Below are 17,476 nucleotides of genomic sequence, written 5' to 3'. Positions count from 1 at the left end.
TCAAACTCCCTCGGGGTTGCGGGATGAGGCGGGGGCGATCTGCGCCATCAGGGCATCGCAGAAGGCATCGGGCTGTTGCAGGTAGACCGCGTGGCCCGCCTGGTCGATTTCGGTGACGCGCGGGGCGGCGCCATGGGCCGCTTGCCACGCATCGGCGGCGGCCCGGGTCTGCGCCTCGGGCGTGACATTGTCCTGCGCGCCGATGATGAAGGCGGGGCGCATCTTCACGGCGCCGATGTCGCCAGCGAGGTTGCCGGAAGCGAGCATGCGCACCGCCTGTTCGTAGCCTTCCGGGTTCACCTGGGCCATGGCGGCTTCCACCTGTGCCACGATCTCGGGGTTGGCCTCGGGGTCGTGGACGAGGTTGGCGGCGCGCGCCTTGGCGAACGCGGCGGGGCCGAGCGCTGCGAGATCCTCGAGCCGCTTGGCCGTCTTGTCGGAGAGCGCGCCCCCCGGCGTCACACCGTAGCCATTGGCAGCGGCCGCGAGGGTCAGGCTGTCGAGCCGGTCGGGGGCGCGGCGGGCGAAGGCGGTGGCGATCAGGGTGCCGAGGGAATGGCCGACCAGATGCACGCGGCGATGGCCGAGGGCGTCGAGAAACCGCTCCAGCGCGCAGGCATAGTCGTCCGCAACGGGCCAAGGCTCCGCCTGAGGCGCCGAGTCGAGATAGCCCGGCGCGTTCCAGGCGACGAGGTTCAGGTCCGCGGGCAGCCTGTCGAAGACCGGCGCGAAGGAGGCCGCGTTCGAGCCAATGCCGTGCAGGAACACCACCACGGGTCCTGAGCCGGAGCGCGTGAGGTAGGACACCTCGCCGGTGGACTGACGGCTGACCTCAGTCATGGCGGAACCTGTTAACCTGCGAACGTCGGCTCATTGGCGCATCCTTAGCGACTGGCAAATCTGCGATTGTTCAATTGTGAACTTTGCGTTCAAAATATATTGCAGCGGCAAGGGGGTGCCTGTCAAGGCACGGGTTGCGGCCTGTCAGGGAGCGTCGGCAGCGGGGCGAGCGGTGTGCGTGAACCTCTGGCAACCACGATACCAAGTTTCCCCGCGAGGATACGCGGCGGTCTCAGCAGCTCATGCGCCGCGAAGCCGCCCTGCCCGTCTATGCCGTGAAGACTTCGGCGAACTGATCCCGAAGGTTCTTCTTCTGAACCTTCCCCATCGTGTTGCGCGGCAGCGCGTCCATCACGGCGATGTGGCGCGGCCGTTTGAAGCCGGCCAGATCGCGGCGCACGGCTGCATCGACCGCGTCGAGATCAAGCGGCACGTCCGCCTCCGCGACCAGCACCGCCACGACGCTTTCGCCGAGATCGGGATGCGGGGCCCCCACGACGGCGCTTTCAGAGACGCCGGGCAGAGCGTTGAGGAACATCTCGATCTCGGAGGGATAGATGTTGTAGCCGCCCGAAATGATCAGATCTTTCCCGCGCCCGACGATGGTGATGTAGCCATCCGCGTCGATCCGGGCGAGATCGCCGGTAATGAAGAAACCATCGGCGCGCAATTCCTCGGCGGTTTTCTCGGGCATCTGCCAATATCCGTTGAAGACATTGGGTCCGCGCACTTCCAACACGCCGATCTCGCCCCGGGGCAGCTCGGCGCCGGTTTCGGGATCGCAGACCTTTGCCTCCACCCCGGGCAGCGGGAAGCCCACGGTGCCCGCGCGCCGCGCACCGTCATAGGGGTTGGAGGTGCTCATCGAGGTCTCGGTCATGCCGTAGCGCTCAAGGATGCGGTGACCGGTGCGTTCCTCGAAGCGCTCATGGGTCTCGGCCAGCAGCGGCGCGGAACCCGAGATGAAGAGCCGCATGTGCTGTGTAAGGGCACGGTCGAAGGCAGGCTCGCTCAAGAGGCGGGTGTAGAAGGTCGGCACGCCCATCATGGTGGTTGCGTCCGGGAGACGCTCGATCACGCGCGCGACGTCGAATTTCGGCTGGAAGATCATCGACCCGCCCGCCAGAAGCATCGTGTTGCAGGCGACGAACAGGCCGTGGACGTGGAAAATGGGCAGCGCGTGCAGCAACACGTCGTCAGAGGTGACGCGCCATTCCTCCACCAGCGATTGCGCGTTCGACAGCAGGTTATTCTGCGTCAACATCGCCCCCTTCGAGCGTCCGGTCGTCCCCGAGGTATAGAGCAGCGCGGCAAGGTCATCGGGGCCGCGATCGGCCACCGGGGCGGTAACCGGCTGGCTCTCGACCAGATCGGCGAAAGACCCGCTGCCATCTGCGGCGAGGGTATGGAGCGTGCAGCCATTCTCCGCCGCGATCCCCGCAAGAGCCTCGGCTTCAGAGGGGTCGCAGACAAAGAGCGAGGCCCCGCTGTCGCCGACGAAATATTCAAGCTCGAACGGCGTGTAGGCGGTGTTGAGCGGCAGGAAGACAGCGCCGCTCTGGAGGCACGCGGCATAGAGCGCGAGAGCCTCCGGCGACTTGGCCACATGGACGGCGACCCGGTCTCCCGCCTGCACATCCAACTCGCGCAACGCACAGACGGTCTGCGCCACCTTCTCCATGAAGGCGCCGTGGCTGACGGTGCTGCCGTCCGGCAGGTGAAGGAACGGCGTGTCCTGCCCGACGTGGCGGGCCAGCAGGGCGTCGTAGAGGGGGTTGGCCATGGTGTGTCGTGCCTCCGGATAGTCTCGGGTGTCTCGTCTCTCGGGTCGGTTTATCGCATTCCGATCATGGAACAACCCAGTGGCAGACGAGGTCCTGACCCTCCACACCGCGTCGCAGGGCGGCCCACCAAAGGGGGCGGCTGCTTGTCGTTCCCGGAAAGTCGCCTTACGGATGCCATCGGAAAACCGGCCGCCCCCGCATCCGCGGCCATGAACATTGCCCTCAACCTTATTTTTCTGGAGTACAGATATGCTCACGACCAAGCCCGGCCTCCTCGACGAGGTTCGCGCCCGCTTCGCCCATGTTTCCGAGTGTCCCTTCGTCGGGCCGCGCGTATTCTTCGAGAACGCAGGCGGCGCGCTGACGTTGAATTCGGTGGTCGAGACCTCGGGCAAATTCGCCGCGATCCCGGACAATCAGGGCCGCGACAACCCCGCAGCCAAGGCGCTGGTGGCGACCATCGACAAGGCCAAGGCCGATATGGCGGTGATGTTCAACGCGCCGGAGGGTCAGTTCTTCGTCGGCGAGAGCGGCACCGAGCTGCTGTTCCGCCTGATCCGCACGGCAATTGTTGGCACGCCCGAGGGCAAGGTCTTCTCCAGCACGGTCGAGCATCCCGCGAGCCGCTCGGCGGCGGCCAAATGGGCCGAGACGATGGGCAAGGAACACGTCTACATCGCCCATGACGACGCCACCGGCGCCGTCGACGCCGAGGCCTATGCCGCGCAGGTGACGCCGGATGCACAGGTTGTGACGATCCTGCACACCTCGCCGGTGACCGGGATGGGCATGGACGTCGCCGCGATTTCCAAGGCGGTCCGGGCCATCGCGCCGGAGTGTTTCATCATCGTCGACGGCATCCAGCACGCGGCCCACGGGCAGCTCGACATCGCCAGCTATGACATCGATGGCTACGTGATCTCGCCCTACAAGATGTTCTCGCGCCACGGCTACGGCATTGCCTGGATCTCCGACCGGCTCTCCAACCTGCCGCACGAGCACCTTGTCGGCGCGCCGGGTGATCCGTGGGAGTTCGGCACCCGCGACACTGGCTCTTACGCGACCTTCTCGGACGTGGTGGATTATTTCGACTGGTTGGGCAGCAACTTCACTGACAGCGACGACCGCCGCGCGCGTATCGTCGCCGCGGGCAAGGCGATCCACGCCCATGAGCGTCAGCTTTGCGAGGCGATGATCCATGGCACCGGCAACCAGAAGGGTCTGGCTGACATGGCGGCAGTCACGATCATCGGCGGCGAGGACAACCCGCGGCGCGAGGGGCTCGTCTGCATCTGTGTCGATGGCATCGCCTCACCGGACGTGGTGACGGCGCTTCGGGAACGGGGCATCCGCACCCACACGCGCAAGGCGGATCATTACTCGGGCAACATCCTCGATCCGCTTGGCCGCACCGACGCGATCCGCGTCTCGATGTGCCACTACAACACGGAAGCGGAAGTGGCGCAGTTCCTGCAGGCGATGCGCGAGATCACGGAAGAGCTTGAAGCGGCGGCATGAGCTAGCGCTGTGGCATCACGAAATTTTTTAATAGAGCGGGCGCGAGGGGAAACCCTTGCGCCCGTTCCGTTTGCAGAGGGGCGTCTGATCTAGGTCAGCTTTGAAGCAGTGCGGACAGCCCCCTGACCGCCGCGCTTACGCCTGTGCCGGCACTTGCACATCATCCAGCAAGCGATCCGGATCGATACCGCGCTTCTCGGCGCTTTCGCGCACCGCGTTCTGCAGGGCGCGGCTGCGGTCGAGCAGCGCGCGGAAGCGGACGATATCAAGGACCAGAAGCGTCGTCGGCGCAATCGCGCGGACCTGCGCGCGGCGGGCGTTCTTGATCAAGATCGCCACCTGCCCGAACATCTCACCCCGCCCGAGCCGCCACGTCTGGCCAGCGCTTTCCAGTTCCACCGCGCCGGACGCGATGAAATAGACGTTCTTCATCGTGTTTTCCTTGCGCACGATGATGTCGTCAGGGCTGACATAGCGAAACTTCAGCGCCCGGTTGAGCCGCCGGAGCGCGCGATCGTCGAGGTCGGCGAAAAGCGGAAACTGGCGCACCAGTTCCAACCGCTTGAGGCTGATGTCGAGCGAGGGGCGCTCCTTGGCCTCGGCGCGGCGGCGGGCGATGTCCTGGGTCAGCGTCGTGAAGACCTCGGCCCCGATCAACCCATCCTCGCGCATGGAAATATATTCGCGCTCCTCCATCCGCCACGCGGTGCGGCGGATGAAGCGGCGTTCCAACTCTTCCGCGTAGCCCGGATATTGCAGGCGCAACCCGTCGAGGCCGGTTTCCACCATCTCGATCCGGCGCGCGGTCATGTCGTGGAGCAGTTCCGCCACGCGGCGGCCGTGGATGCGGCGAATGCGATTGTCGATGAAAACATCGAGGTCACGCAGGATGAGTTGCTGTGACAGCAGCTTCTCGAAGCGGTCCGCCGTCATCCGCACCAAGGGCGCCGAGATGCCGAACCGCGTGTGGATCGCAACGGCGAGCCGCATCGCACGGCCATATGCCACCGAACGGCGCGCGACGCGCTGATAGCCGCTGCGCCCCCCGCTTCGCGCGGCCTCCAGCAGGCGGTCGGCCTCCAATAGGATCTGCTCGGCCATGCTGGCCGAGATCGTCCCCTCGCGAACCTTCTGCAGAATCCGGTCCCTCTCGAACCCCGCCAGCGCGATCAGCCCCAGGGTGATGCGGTCGCGGTCGAGGATGTCGTCGCTTTCCTCCGCCGCCTTGACCGCCCTCTCCAGCCGCTCACCGAAACTCTTCGCCTCGGTCCGCACGACATCGTGGGTCAGGTCATAGGCTTCGGTCGTGCGCGCCACGTCCTCGCGCACCGTCTGCAGCGCCACGGCGACGACCTGCCGCGCCATGGCCTCGTCGATGGGCGACAGGCGGTCGAGCCCGAGCCGCGCGATGATCCAGCGCAGCGTAGAGCCCTGCGCCATCAGCGTGAACAGCGTGAAGCCGGTGGCGAGGATACCGACAAGCCGTTTGACCTCGATGGGCACCCGGATGCTTTCAGTCACGGCAAGGGCCAATGCGAGCGTCACCGCGCCGCGCAAGCCGCCCCAAAGGATCGCGGTGCGGTAGGGACGCTCGACCACGGGTGAGAGGCGCAGGAAGCTCAGGAGCGGCAGCAGCCCGAAAAGGATGACGGCGCGCGCCGCGATTGCGGCGATCACGACGACACCGATCAAGATGAAATCGCCGGGCCGCGCCCCTTCCAGAAGACGGGGGATCAGCAGGGCCGCGAGGATAAAGATCAACGCGCCCGCCCAATGGGCCAGCAGGTCCCAGACCTCGCGCAGATTGATCCAGGCCTGCGGCGGCAAGCGGCCCGGCCCGGCGAGGTTCAGCGTCAGCCCCGCCGCCACCACCGCGATGACGCCCGAGGCGCCGACCAGTTGCTCGGCCCCGATATAGGCGAGGTAGGGCAGCGCGATGGAGATGGAGATGACGGCCAACTCGTGGACGCTGAACGACGCCATGATCCACAGCCCCACCCGGGCCGCGAGCCAGCCGGTCAACGCGCCTCCGGCGATCAGGATCGGAAACTGCCGCGCGGCGGTGCCGAGCTCGGGGTTGGGCACGCCGATCATGACGAAGCCCATGAACAGGCCGAAAAGCGCGATGGCGGCGGCATCGTTCAGCAGGCTCTCGCCCTCGATGATCCGCGACAGGCGCCGCGGCGCCGAGATTGAGCGGAAGATCGAGACCACGGCCGAGGGGTCGGTTGTCGAGACAATCGCGCCAATCAACAGGCAGGCCGCCAGCGGCAAGGTGCTGACCCAGGACAACGCGTAGCCCACCGAGAGCGTCGCCACGAAGACCGCGACGACCGCCAGCACGAGGATCGGCACCCAGTCGTCCATCATCCGCCGCAGGTTCATGCCAAGGGTGGCCTGAAACAGCAGCGTCGGCAGGAACACGTAGAGGAAGACGTTGGACCGGATCGGCAACGCCAGAATCGTCTCGGCCACCGGGTTCAGCGCATCGGTCAATTCGGTGCGCAAAAAGAAGCTCGCTGCGACCGCGATCAGGATACCGAGCAGCGCAAGGATCACGGTATAGGGCAGCCGCGCCCGTTCCGAGAGCGGCTCCGCCACGCCGATGATGACGAACAGCGATGCGATGGTCGCAGTTATCAAAACGATGTCCATTACAATGCTTTATCCTGTTTCTCCGGGAGCCGGAACTGCCAGCTTGAGCGTGCTGACGGAAACTTGCGCCCTGCCTCTCGCGTGCCGCGAGAAAGGCCGCGCGTGCCGCGTAAGCGCGCGTTGTTGATTACCGCCGCGCCCGCATTACCATCGCCTCGGGAGGGCGCGTTCCTTCGATCAATGGAAGGACAGGCAAATGACACGCATCCTCGGCATCTCCGGCAGCCTCCGGCGTGGCTCCTACAACACGGCCCTGTTGCGCGCGGCGCAGGCATTGATGCCCGAGGGCAGCACTCTGATCGAGGGGACCATCGCAGGCATTCCGCTTTACAACGGCGATGACGAGACGGTCCACGGCATCCCCGCGCCAGTCGAAACATTGAAACAGCAGATCATCGACGCTGACGGGCTTCTCCTCTTCTCGCCCGAGTACAACAATTCGGTCCCGGGCGTGCTGAAGAACGCGATGGATTGGGCGAGCAGACCGTCGAGCGACATGGCGAAGGTATTTGGCGCCAAGCCCATCGCGGTCGTCGGCGCGACGCCGGGCGGGTTCGGCACGATCCTTGCGCAGGATGCGTGGCTGAGCGTCTTTCGCACACTCCGGACGCGGCCGTGGCACGAGGGTCGCCTGATGGTCGCCCGCGCGGGTGACCTGTTCGACGAGACCGGCGCGCTGACGGACGAGAAGATGCGAGACCGTCTGGCCGCCTATCTCGCAGGTTTCACCGCCTTCGCGCGCGGCGAAAAGGACCGGTAACAAGGGCGCTGAAGCCCACGAAAGGTCTAGACCTCGCCCGCATTGACCTTCATCAATCGCTCAATGAATACACCGCCTTGCGCGGTGCCTGACCCGCTGTGCCCTGCGCAAGCTGCGGTCATCACGCGAGAATGAGGATACAGGCTGATGAGCACTCCCCCCAATGTCTTGTGGATCATGGCCGATCAGCTTCGCTTCGATTATCTCAGCTGCTACGGACATCCTCATCTGCACACGCCGCACATCGATGCGCTGGCCGCGCGGGGGGTGCGTTTCGACAAGGCCTACGTGCAGTCGCCGGTCTGCGGCCCCTCGCGGATGTCTGCCTATACCGGGCGCTACGTACGCAGCCACGGCTCCACCTGGAACGGCATGCCGCTGCGCATCGGCGAGCCGACGCTCGGCGATCACCTGCGCGGTGCGGGGGCGCGGGCGGTGCTCGTCGGCAAGACCCACATGGTCGCCGACGCCGAGGGGATGGCATGGCTCGGCATTCCGCCAGAGAGCGAGATCGGCGTGCGAGTACGCGAATGCGGGTTCGAAGCGTTCGAGCGCGACGACGGCTTGCATCCCGACAGCGCCAAGCAGAACTGGTCCGCCTACGATGATTACCTCGTGGCCCATGGCTTCGAGTCCGATAACCCTTGGGAAGAATTCGCCAATTCCGGCATCGATCCGGATGGAGAACTGCTTTCGGCCTGGCTCCTGAAGAACTCACGCCTCGCCGCCAACGTGCCCGAAGAGCATTCCGAAACCGCCTATATGACCAACCGGGCGATGGATTTCATGCGCGAGGCGAAGGACGACGACCGCCCCTGGGTCTGCCACCTCTCCTACATCAAGCCGCACTGGCCCTATATCGTGCCGGCGCCCTACCACGACATGTACAACGAGCGGCATATCGTCGAGCCGATCCGCTCGCAGGCCGAGTTCGACAATGACCATCCGCTGATGGCCGCGTACCGCGAGGCGCGGGTCAGCCGCAGCTTCTCGCGCGATCACGTGCGCGAACATGTCATCCCCGCCTACATGGGCCTGATCAAGCAGCTCGACGACAACCTCGGGCGGCTGTTCGCGTGGATGGATGACGAGGGGTTGAGCGAGAACACCATCGTGGCATTCACCTCCGATCACGGCGATTACATGGGCGATCACTGGTTGGGCGACAAGGATTTCTATCACGAGATGGCGGTGAAGGTGCCGCTGATCATCGCCGATCCGCGTCCCGAGGCTGACGCGACGCGCGGCCATGTCTGCGACGAGTTGGTGGAGATGATCGACCTCGCCCCGACCTTCATGAATGCCGTGGGGTGCGAGGCGAAGCCGCACATCATCGAGGGCCGCGACCTGACCCCGATCCTGCACGGCACCGAAGGCTTCTCGCGCCGCTACGCGATCAGTGAGCACGACTACAACTGGTCTGAGATGGCCGCCGCCCTGAAGCAGCCGCAGTTTGACGCCCATACCAAGATGATTTTCGACGGCCGCTGGAAATTCATTCGCTGCGAAGGGTTTCGCCCGGTCCTCTTTGACCTGGAAACCGACCCGCAGGAGCTGGTGGATCTCGGCGCCTCGCCAGAGCCGGAACATGTCGAGGTGCGCGCCCGGATGGAAGCGGCGTTGCTTGAATGGGCCAGCCGCCACCACACGCGGATCACCGCAACGCCGCAGGTTCTTGCAGGACAAAAAAGCGCGTCAGACGTCGGCATCCTGATCGGCTTCTGGGACGAGGAGGAATATGAAGAGGTCGCTGGCAAGCCCTTCGCCTCCCTGACCCCGGCGGGCCCTGCGTCACGCCGGAAGTGACCGAGACGCGGGGTTTATTCCGCCGGTTGCATGAACCCCGCGAAGAAGTCCGAAAGCGCGGCGTGGCTGTCGAGTGGCAGCACATGGGCCACGAACTGATCCGGGCGGATCACCACTAGCGCACCGGCTCTGCGGTCGATGCCGCGCTGCTTGAAGATATCAACCGGGCCGCGCGTGTCGACGGTGAAAATCTTCTCGTAATCGATCAAATCAAGCCGTCCCTTGCGCGGCAGCAGCAGCCCCGGCATGGCTGAAAGGTCGAGGTCGCGGTGCGATTGCTGGAACACCGCGCGCAAATCGATCACGGCATCGGGATCGGCGCCCCTCGGCGTGTAGCGTTGCAGCGGCGAGGCCGGATCATCCGACAGGTAGTCGCATAGCCGCGCCACCGCGCCGCCTTCCGTGCCGTCGTCGTCCTCTCCGGCAAAAGCCACGATGCGCCACCGTCCGTCCGCCAGAAGCTCCTGCGCGAATTCCAAAGGCTTGGCGTCAGCGAGCCGGATCACCGGTGCGGAGTGGAACCGCTTGCCGATGACCTGACCCGTCGCAAGATGCTGATGGCTGTCCGGGCCGACGATGGGGGAGCTGTCATAGGTCGTCTCCACCCCGGCGGTGTAGCGGCCGTGGGTCTGGAAGTAGGTCTGGAACCTTGCCTCTTCCTCGGCGTTTCTCGGCTTCTCGCTGAACAGCCGCGCCATGTCGCGGTCGAAGTCGATCAATTCCTGCGCCTTGGCCTGACGCTCCGCCGAATAGGTTGCCAGAAGCGAAGGGCCCGCCTGCCCCTTCAAGACCGAGGCCAGCTTCCAGCCGAGGTTGAAGGTATCGGCCATGGAGACATTCATCCCCTGCCCCGCCTTAGGGCTGTGGGTGTGGCAGGCGTCACCCGCGATGAAAATACGCGGATCGCGGGCCTCATTGGCGTCATCGAAGGCATCACAGACCCGCTGGCCAATCTCGTAGGCCGACCACCATGCGACTTCGCGCACCTCGAAGCGGTAGGGCGCGAGGATCGCCTGCGCCTTTTGCTCCAGCATCGCGGCGGTCACGTTGCGGTCCGCCGCGCGCTCGTCGCCGTGGAGGGCATCCAGCTCGATATAGAGGCGGACCATGTAGCCGCCCTCGCGCGGGATCAGCAGGATGCTGCCCGCCTCCGCCGACTGGATCGCGCATTTCAGGCGGATGTCGGGGAAATCTGTGTCGGCCAACACGTCCATCACGCCCCAGAGTTGCCGCGCTGCGTCCCCCTTCAACGCCAGCCCGAGCGACTTGCGCACTGCGCTGCGGGCGCCGTCGCAGCCCACGATGTATTTCGCTCGCACGACCTCTTGCTCACCGGGCGCGTCGAGGCGGTCAAAGGTGGCAGTGACCGGATACTCGGCGGTATCGTCCCGTGTCAGCGAAACCAGATCCCGCCGGTAGTCCGGCGTCAGACGCGCGGGCGCGTTCGCCATCACCTCGAGGAAGAAATCATGAATACGCGCCTGGTTGAGGATCACGTGGGGCTGGTGCGAAAGATCATCCTCCACGTCCTGAATGCGGTCGGCCCGGCGCAGGCCCGAGCCGCCGGGCCTGGGGCGCCAGAAGGTCGTCTCGTTCACCCAATAGGCCTCGCGGCGGACCTTCTCGACAAAGCCGAAGGCCTCGAACATCTCCATCGAGCGGCAGGCGATGCCGTCGGCCTGCCCGACCTCCAGCGGGCCCTCCTTGCGATCGAAGATGCGCACGCTGAGCCCACCGATGACGGCGAGTTGCGCGGCCAACGTCAGCCCGGCAGGTCCGCAGCCGACGATGATGACATCCACCTTATCATGCGGCGTGGCGGGCTGATCGACGGCGGGAGACACATGGGGATCGCCGGGACGAAACCCTTCGAGGTGGTATTGCATCTAATCCTCCCGTCACGTTGTCGCGAATATAGTATGCCTACTTACTAAATGCAACAACTTTGGAAGGCACCCCAATCGAGCGGAGGACGTTGATCCAAATCAAGGCGCACTTGTCAATTCCAAGCCATCCTCGGTCGGGTCAGAAGGAAAGAGGTGACCCATGTTCTACAGGAAAATTGACGAGAGTTGCAGCCTCACCGCGGGGATGGCCGACCGCCTTGGCACGCGCGTCCCCGGCACAACCACATCGCCAACGGAGGCCGATGCGGCCGCCTACCGGTCCGCGATCCTGCGCTGTGCGGCTTGCAAGGAGCACGCGGCTTGCGCGCGTCTGCAGGCGGAGAACCCGACGCTCGACGCCGCGCCCTCCTATTGTCGCAACTGGTAACCGCCGCTCAGGCGCGGGGCCGGAACGGGTGCATCTCGTTATCCTTGCCGAAGGCGAAGCGCTGCAGGTAGGGCGAGCCGATCAGGTCATGGGGAAATCCCAAACGCGGCGCCGTGGCCTTCGTCAGGCGCGCGGCTACCTCCGGGTCCAACGGCCCATCGGCCGAAGCCAGAGTCTCCGAGAGCTGCGCGGCATCGCGCGCGCCGATCAGGGGCACGACGGGGGCTGCCTGCCCGTCCCGCAGCAGCCAGCGCAAGGCCGCCTCGGGCAGTGACAGCCCGGCCTCCTCCGCGATCTCGCGCGCCGCGTCGACGTTGGCGCGCACCGCGCCGGGCACCTTGTCCGCCGGGCGCCGCTGCGGATTTGCGCCGCCGCTGAGCGCGCCTGCCGCCATGGCACCCCACCCCACGATGCCGAGATCCAGAGCCGCGGCCATCGGTATGAATTCCCGCTCCGCCTCGCGCGCGGCGAGCGAATATTCTACCTGAACCGCCGCGGGCCGCGCCCATCCGCGGAACTCCGACATGGTCGCCGCGCGGCTCACCAGCCAGGCAGGGACGTCCGAAAAGCCGGTGTAGCGGATCTTGCCCGCGCTCAGGAGCGCATCGAACCCTTTCAGGATCTCGTCCAGCGGTGTCGTGCCGTCCCAGAAATGCAGCCACAGAAGATCAATGTGATCGGTCCCGAGGCGTTTCAGGCTGGCCTCGACCGAGGCCACCATTGTGCGGGCACTGTTGCCGCCGGCCAGCACGTGAGGGTCACTAGAAGCCGTGTATTTCGTCGAAACCACGACCTCGTGCCGCCGGTCCGCGATGAAGGCGCCGATGATCTCCTCGGCTGCACCCTTGGCGTAGTTCGGCGCGCTGTCGATCAGCGTGCCCCCTGCCTCGGCAAAGGTCGAGAGGACCCGCAGCGCCTCTTCCCGGTCGACACCCCAGGCCTTCTGCTCGCCGAAATTCAGCGAGCCGAGCGCGATTTCCGAGACCCGAAGGCCCGAGTTCCCAAGCAGCCGGTACTTCATGCCGAGGGCTTCGCGTCGGCAAGAGGCGTGTCGGTTTCCGCGCAGCGGCGCAGCAGCGGCGAGACCTTCCAGACCAGCGGGTCTTCCTTCTCGTATTCCTCGAGCTGCGCGACGATTGCCTTGGCCCCAAGGGTGTCGGCGTAATGCATCAACCCGCCCCGCCACCGGGGGAAGCCATAGCCGAAGACCGTCACCAGATCGATGTCACGCGCCGATTGTGCGATGCCCTCGTCGAGCAGGTCGGCGGCCTCGTTGATCATCGCATGCAGCAAACGCGAGCGGATCTCGCCCTCGGAGTAATCCACGCGGGTGATCCCGGCGAAATGCGCCTCTTCCAGCGCGAGGTCAGCCACGATGGGGTCCGCGACCTTGCCGCCGCCGCCGGGATAGCGATACCACCCTGCCCCGGTCTTGCGGCCCAGTTTGCCCATCTCCACCAGACGGTCAGCAATGGGGATGTAGCGTCGGTTCGGATCGCGGGTGGCGTCCTGGCGGCGACGGTTGGCGTGGGAAATGTCGAGGCCCGAAAGGTCCTGCGTCTCGTAGAGGCCCATCGCATAGCCGAAATCGACCATGGCATCGTCGATCTCCCACGGGGTGGAACCGTCCATCAGGACCGTGTCCGCCGCCTCGCGGTACCGCGCAAGGATGCGGTTGCCGATGAAGCCGTCGCAGACGCCCGCCAGCACCGGCACCTTGCGCAGCTTCTTGGCGAGCGCGAAGCCTGTTGCCAGTGCCACGTCGCCTGTCGCGTCCGCGTTCACGATCTCGAGGAGCTTCATGATGTGGGCGGGCGCGAAGAAGTGCAGCCCCACGACGCGCGACGGGTCCGCGACGCAGGAGGCGATTTCATTGACGTCGAGGTAGGAGGTGTTGGAGGCAAGGATCGCGTCGGCCGGCAGCACCGCTTCCAGCTTGGCGAAGACGTCGCGCTTGACCTCCATCGACTCGAAGGCGGCCTCGATCGCGAGGGTCGCCTTGTTCGCCTGCCCGTAGTCGTCGGTCACCGTCAGCCGGGCGCGGTGATCCTCGGCGCGGGCCGCATCGATCATGCCGCGTTTCAGGCTCGCCTCGACGATCTTCTCGACGTTTGCCTTGGCCCGCTCGACCCCATCGGCGTCAGTCTCCAGCAGCGTGACGGAAAGGCCCGCGTTCAACAGCGCATAGGCGATGCCCGCGCCCATGGTGCCACCGCCCACGACGGCGACCTGTTCCAGCGGCACCGGTGCAGCATCGAGCCAGTCGGGCGCCTTGGCGGCACGTTCGGCAAAGAAGATGTGGCGCAGCGCGCGGGCCTGTTCACCGCCCTTCAGCTCGATGAAGGCGGCGCGCTCGGTCTTCAGCGCCTCGTGGAACGGGACCGACAGGCCATGCTCGATCACGTCGATGGCGCGCTGCGGGGCGATCTGATCCGACATCTTTGCGGCCACACGCTCACGGGCCGCTGCGAGGACATCTGCATCGGCCTCGGGCGGGTTGAACTCCCAGGTGGGGACGATGCAGCCCAATTCCTCGGTGTTGACCATGAAGGCCGCGTCGACGGGGTTCTCATCGACCATGTGGACCAGGCCAGCCGCCAGCGCTGCTTCCGCGCGGAGCGGTTTGCCGCCGGTGATCATGTCGAGCGCTTTCTCCAGACCGACAAGGCGCGGCAGCCGCGCGGTGCCGCCAGCGCCCGGGATCACGCCGAGGGTGACTTCGGGCAGGCCGATCTGAGCGCCCGGCGCCATGATGCGCATCCGGCAGGCCATGGCGATCTCGGCGCCGCCGCCAAGCGCCACGCCGTTGATTGCCGCGACCCAGGGCACGAAGCTCTCGTCGATGGCGTTCATCACGTCGGGCAGATGCGGCTCCACCGGGGCCTTGTCGAATTCCTTCGCGTCCGCTCCCGCGGCAAAGGCACGGCCGGCGCCAGTGACGATGACCCGGTCCAGCATCTCTTTCTCGGCCCACCGCACGGCGTCCAGAAGCCCTTGGCGGACGGCCTGGTTAATGGCGTTAACGGGTGGGTTGTCGATCTCGACGAAGCCTACGTTTTCTTCGCGGCGCGTGGTCACGCTCATGGCGATCTCCTTTTATGTGCTAGGGCGAATGGCCGGATCAGCGGCGATCAGCGCCCAGAATTTGATAGGTTTGGATCAGGTCCGAAAGCTCCGCCTCGCTGACATCCACCGACTTTCCGCTGGTGTCTAACAGGTGGTCGGCCTGCGCGTAATAGACCTCTCGCGCCTTCAGGATCTGGCGCAATTGGATCATGGCCTGGGGGTTGCCCTCCATCGGGCGCACGTCGCCTTGGGCGCGGACGCGCTCCATGTGTTCACCGGGAGACGTGCGGACCCAGACGGAGTGGAAGCGCGACAGCAACTGCTGAAAGGTGGTCTCTTCCGAGACGATGCCACCGGCCACGGCAACGATGGCGCGCTCGTGGCTTTTCACGATGGCGCCAAGGGTGTCGGCCTCGAGCTGGCGATAGCCCTCTTGGCCGTAGAGCGCGATGATCTCGGCCACGGGCATGCCGGCGTTCTGCTCGATCTCGTCGTTCAACTCGATGAACGGCGCGTCGAACGCAGCAGAGATGCGTGCGCCGAGGGTCGATTTCCCCGCGCCACGAAGCCCCACGAGACAAAGCCGTTCGGCCTTTTGGGCGCGGGTTCGTTCGGGGTCGAGAACCTGCAGCACCCGCGCGCGTGTTCCGGCGTCGGCGCGGCGATACATCTGCATCATGTGCAGGGTTTCGGCGGCCTGGGGATCATCGCGCACGAGGATTTGTTCCACCGGTGTATCCAGCGCCAGCGCGACCCGCTTGAGCAGGCCGATGGAGATATTGCCGTCGCCGCCTTCCAGCTTCGCCAGATAACGCGGCGACACGCCCGAGGTCTCGGACAATTCGCGCCGCGACATGCGCCGCGCCTTGCGCAGCGACAGGACCTTCTCGCCGACGTGGTGGATCAGCTCTGCCACGTCTTCCTCGAAGGGGATATGACGCGCGTCGTCAGGCATCGGCGGTTACGGGCTGCGGCGGGATCAACGGCTCAACAATGGCGCGGATCTCGGCGGGTGCCGGTTGTTTCTGGAACTTGTCAGCCACGGTGAAGACGCTGACCGACCGGCTGGAGAAGCACAACTTGCCGTCCTGCTCCGCGTCGACGCGGAAGGTGATCGACGAGGTGCCGAGCTTCTCGGGCCAGACGTAGCACAGCAGCTTGTGGCGCGGGGTCACCGGAGAGGTGAAATCCATCTCCAGCCGCACGAAGGGCGTACCGACATTGCGGTCGAGCTCCATCTGGAACCAGCCATCACCGTCCAGATGCGCCTCCCACCAGCCGTTGATCGCATCGAGCGCAAACCACGGCAGCCGCGCGGTATAGGCGATCATGGCGGGGTCGCAATCGCCCCACGTCACGTTGATCTCGTGGCAATGGGCGCTGTCGGGCTTTGGCGTCATGTCAGTAGGTCTCCACGTGATAGCGGCCATCCTCGCGCATGCCGTCGCGCAGGTTGATCCACTGCTCGCCGATCGACTCGGCGATGGTGGTGAAGGCGCGCTCCACGCCCTCCTCCATGCCCTTCAGGCCGCAGATGTAGATGTGGGTCTTGGGATCGTTGAGATACTCGGCCACACGGTCTTCTTCCGCCAGCATCCGGTCCTGCACATATTCCTTCTGCTGCTCGGGCATCCGGCTGAAAACGAGGTGCTGCTCCAGCAGGTCCGAGGGGATTTTCTTCAGCGGCCCGAAGTACGGCAGGCTGTCGGGGGTGCGGGCGCCGAAGAACATCATCATGCCGCCCGGCTTCACGCCGACGCTGCGCTGGCGCGCCATGGTAAACGCGCGCATCGGCGCGGAGCCGGTGCCGGTGCAGATCATCAGCAGCCGCGCGTCGGGGTCCGAGGGCATCAGGAAGGTCGCGCCGAACGGCCCGGTGACGCGCACCTTGTCGCCCTTCTTCAGGTCGCAGACATAGTTGGAGCAGAGCCCCCCCTCCTCGCGCTTCACGGTGAGCGAGACGTTGTGATAGCCCGCCCGCTCGCCATCACGGGGGCTGGAAACGGAGTAGAGCCGCGGCAGATGGGCCTTGCCCTCGGCGTCAGCACCCGGCGCGATGATGCCGAGGGACTGGCCCTCGAGCACGGGGAACGGCTTGCCTTGGAAATCGAGGATGATGTGGCGCACGTCGGCGTCGGAGCTCTCGGCAGTGAGGCGGTAGTTGCCCTGCACCACGGCCTCGACCGGATGGCCGAGGTTGTAGAGGTTGACCGAGGGCTTCGCGGCGCTGGCGGGCGCCTTGGCCTTGCCGCCCGCGCCCGCATGGGCCTCGGCCAGCAGGGCGGCGACGGGATCGACCTCGGCATCGCCATCTTCGGTGCCTTCCGGCGCCGCCGCGGCCTGAGCGATCTCGCCCTGCTCGGGGAGTTCGTCGAATTCGTATTGTTCTTCCAGCGAATAGGGCTCGTTGACCACGCGCCATTCGTCGATGGAGCCGGTCGGGCAGACCGGGATGCAATCCATGCAGAAGTTGCAGGTGTCGGGGTTCACGACGACGTTGTTGTCGTCATGCTCGATCGCGCCCACCGGGCATGTCATCTCGCAAGTGTAGCAGCGGATGCAGATTTCCGGGTCGATCAGGTGCTGTTTCAGGGGTTTGTTCACGACTGGCCCTCCCGGCGGCGACGGAGCAGAATTTCAGGTAGCAGGAACATCTGCATCAGCTCGGTACAGGTTCCCTTGCAATCGGTGCAACCCATGCAGCTTTCGCGGAGCCGGGCAATGGCCGGCGCGGAGATGGGTGCGGTCGCTTGGCGGCTGATAACCATGTCTG

The 17,476-nt window shown here is 65.6% G+C and carries 14 protein-coding genes; 4 read left to right on the top strand and 10 right to left on the bottom strand.

The features are described 5' to 3' along the window. Both KYE46_RS09755 and KYE46_RS09750 read right to left on the bottom strand, forming a co-directional pair. Nucleotides 1–840, bottom strand: a complete 840-nt coding sequence (locus KYE46_RS09755) for an alpha/beta fold hydrolase (protein WP_219000434.1) — start codon at nt 838–840, stop codon at nt 1–3. A 268-nt stretch (nt 841–1,108) separates the two neighbouring features. Continuing rightward, entirely contained in the window at nt 1,109–2,623 is a 1,515-nt protein-coding gene (locus KYE46_RS09750; protein WP_219000433.1) for a malonate--CoA ligase, read from the bottom strand. Between the two features lie 250 nt (nt 2,624–2,873). Here KYE46_RS09750 and KYE46_RS09745 point away from each other — a divergent pair, with 250 nt between their 5' ends. Then, nucleotides 2,874–4,142 (top strand): aminotransferase class V-fold PLP-dependent enzyme, encoded by a 1,269-nt coding sequence (locus KYE46_RS09745; RefSeq protein WP_219000432.1) that lies wholly within the window; start codon nt 2,874–2,876, stop codon nt 4,140–4,142. A gap of 135 nt (nt 4,143–4,277) precedes the next feature. Here the strand turns inward: KYE46_RS09745 and KYE46_RS09740 are convergent, their stop codons facing one another. Further along, nucleotides 4,278–6,797, bottom strand: a complete 2,520-nt coding sequence (locus KYE46_RS09740; protein WP_219000431.1) for a cation:proton antiporter — start codon at nt 6,795–6,797, stop codon at nt 4,278–4,280. Between the two features lie 196 nt (nt 6,798–6,993). On the opposite strand from KYE46_RS09740, the gene KYE46_RS09735 reads away from it, so the two are divergent. Then, nucleotides 6,994–7,557, top strand: coding sequence for an NADPH-dependent FMN reductase (locus KYE46_RS09735; RefSeq protein WP_219000430.1), 564 nt, complete (start codon nt 6,994–6,996; stop codon nt 7,555–7,557). A 147-nt stretch (nt 7,558–7,704) separates the two neighbouring features. Then, on the top strand, nt 7,705–9,363 hold the full coding sequence (locus KYE46_RS09730; protein ID WP_219000429.1) for a sulfatase-like hydrolase/transferase: 1,659 nt from the start codon (nt 7,705–7,707) through the stop codon (nt 9,361–9,363). A 14-nt stretch (nt 9,364–9,377) separates the two neighbouring features. On the opposite strand, the gene KYE46_RS09725 is transcribed toward KYE46_RS09730, so the two are convergent. Then, nucleotides 9,378–11,249 (bottom strand): FAD-dependent monooxygenase, encoded by a 1,872-nt coding sequence (locus tag KYE46_RS09725; RefSeq protein WP_219000428.1) that lies wholly within the window; start codon nt 11,247–11,249, stop codon nt 9,378–9,380. Between the two features lie 160 nt (nt 11,250–11,409). Between KYE46_RS09725 and KYE46_RS09720 the strand changes: the two genes are divergently transcribed. Then, nucleotides 11,410–11,637, top strand: coding sequence for a DUF6455 family protein (locus KYE46_RS09720; RefSeq protein WP_219000427.1), 228 nt, complete (start codon nt 11,410–11,412; stop codon nt 11,635–11,637). A gap of 7 nt (nt 11,638–11,644) precedes the next feature. Here KYE46_RS09720 and KYE46_RS09715 read toward each other — a convergent pair whose 3' ends face one another. From KYE46_RS09715 to KYE46_RS09690, 6 genes are read right to left on the bottom strand one after another with little or no spacing between them, the layout of a single operon-like run. Next, entirely contained in the window at nt 11,645–12,658 is a 1,014-nt protein-coding gene (locus KYE46_RS09715; RefSeq protein ID WP_219000426.1) for an aldo/keto reductase, read from the bottom strand. Further along, complete coding sequence (locus KYE46_RS09710) at nt 12,655–14,721, bottom strand: FAD-dependent oxidoreductase (RefSeq protein WP_219000425.1); 2,067 nt, start codon at nt 14,719–14,721, stop codon at nt 12,655–12,657. Before KYE46_RS09710 ends, KYE46_RS09715 begins: the two co-directional genes overlap by 4 nt. A gap of 37 nt (nt 14,722–14,758) precedes the next feature. Then, nucleotides 14,759–15,658, bottom strand: coding sequence for a helix-turn-helix transcriptional regulator (locus KYE46_RS09705; RefSeq protein WP_219000424.1), 900 nt, complete (start codon nt 15,656–15,658; stop codon nt 14,759–14,761). Next, nucleotides 15,651–16,103 (bottom strand): acyl-CoA thioesterase, encoded by a 453-nt coding sequence (locus KYE46_RS09700; RefSeq protein ID WP_219000423.1) that lies wholly within the window; start codon nt 16,101–16,103, stop codon nt 15,651–15,653. Before KYE46_RS09700 ends, KYE46_RS09705 begins: the two co-directional genes overlap by 8 nt. 1 nt (nt 16,104) lies before the next feature. Next, nucleotides 16,105–17,307, bottom strand: coding sequence for a benzoyl-CoA 2,3-epoxidase subunit BoxA (boxA, locus tag KYE46_RS09695; protein ID WP_219000422.1), 1,203 nt, complete (start codon nt 17,305–17,307; stop codon nt 16,105–16,107). Beyond that, a complete protein-coding gene (locus tag KYE46_RS09690; RefSeq protein ID WP_219000421.1) occupies nt 17,304–17,471 on the bottom strand; it encodes a hypothetical protein in 168 nt (55 codons plus the stop codon). The genes boxA and KYE46_RS09690 overlap by 4 nt, the downstream gene beginning before the upstream one ends. Nucleotides 17,472–17,476 lie beyond the last annotated feature (5 nt).

It is taken from the genome of Gymnodinialimonas ceratoperidinii (assembly GCF_019297855.1).
GTDB classification, from domain to species: domain Bacteria; phylum Pseudomonadota; class Alphaproteobacteria; order Rhodobacterales; family Rhodobacteraceae; genus Gymnodinialimonas; species Gymnodinialimonas ceratoperidinii.
This window is presented reverse-complemented; position numbering and strand designations above follow the sequence as displayed.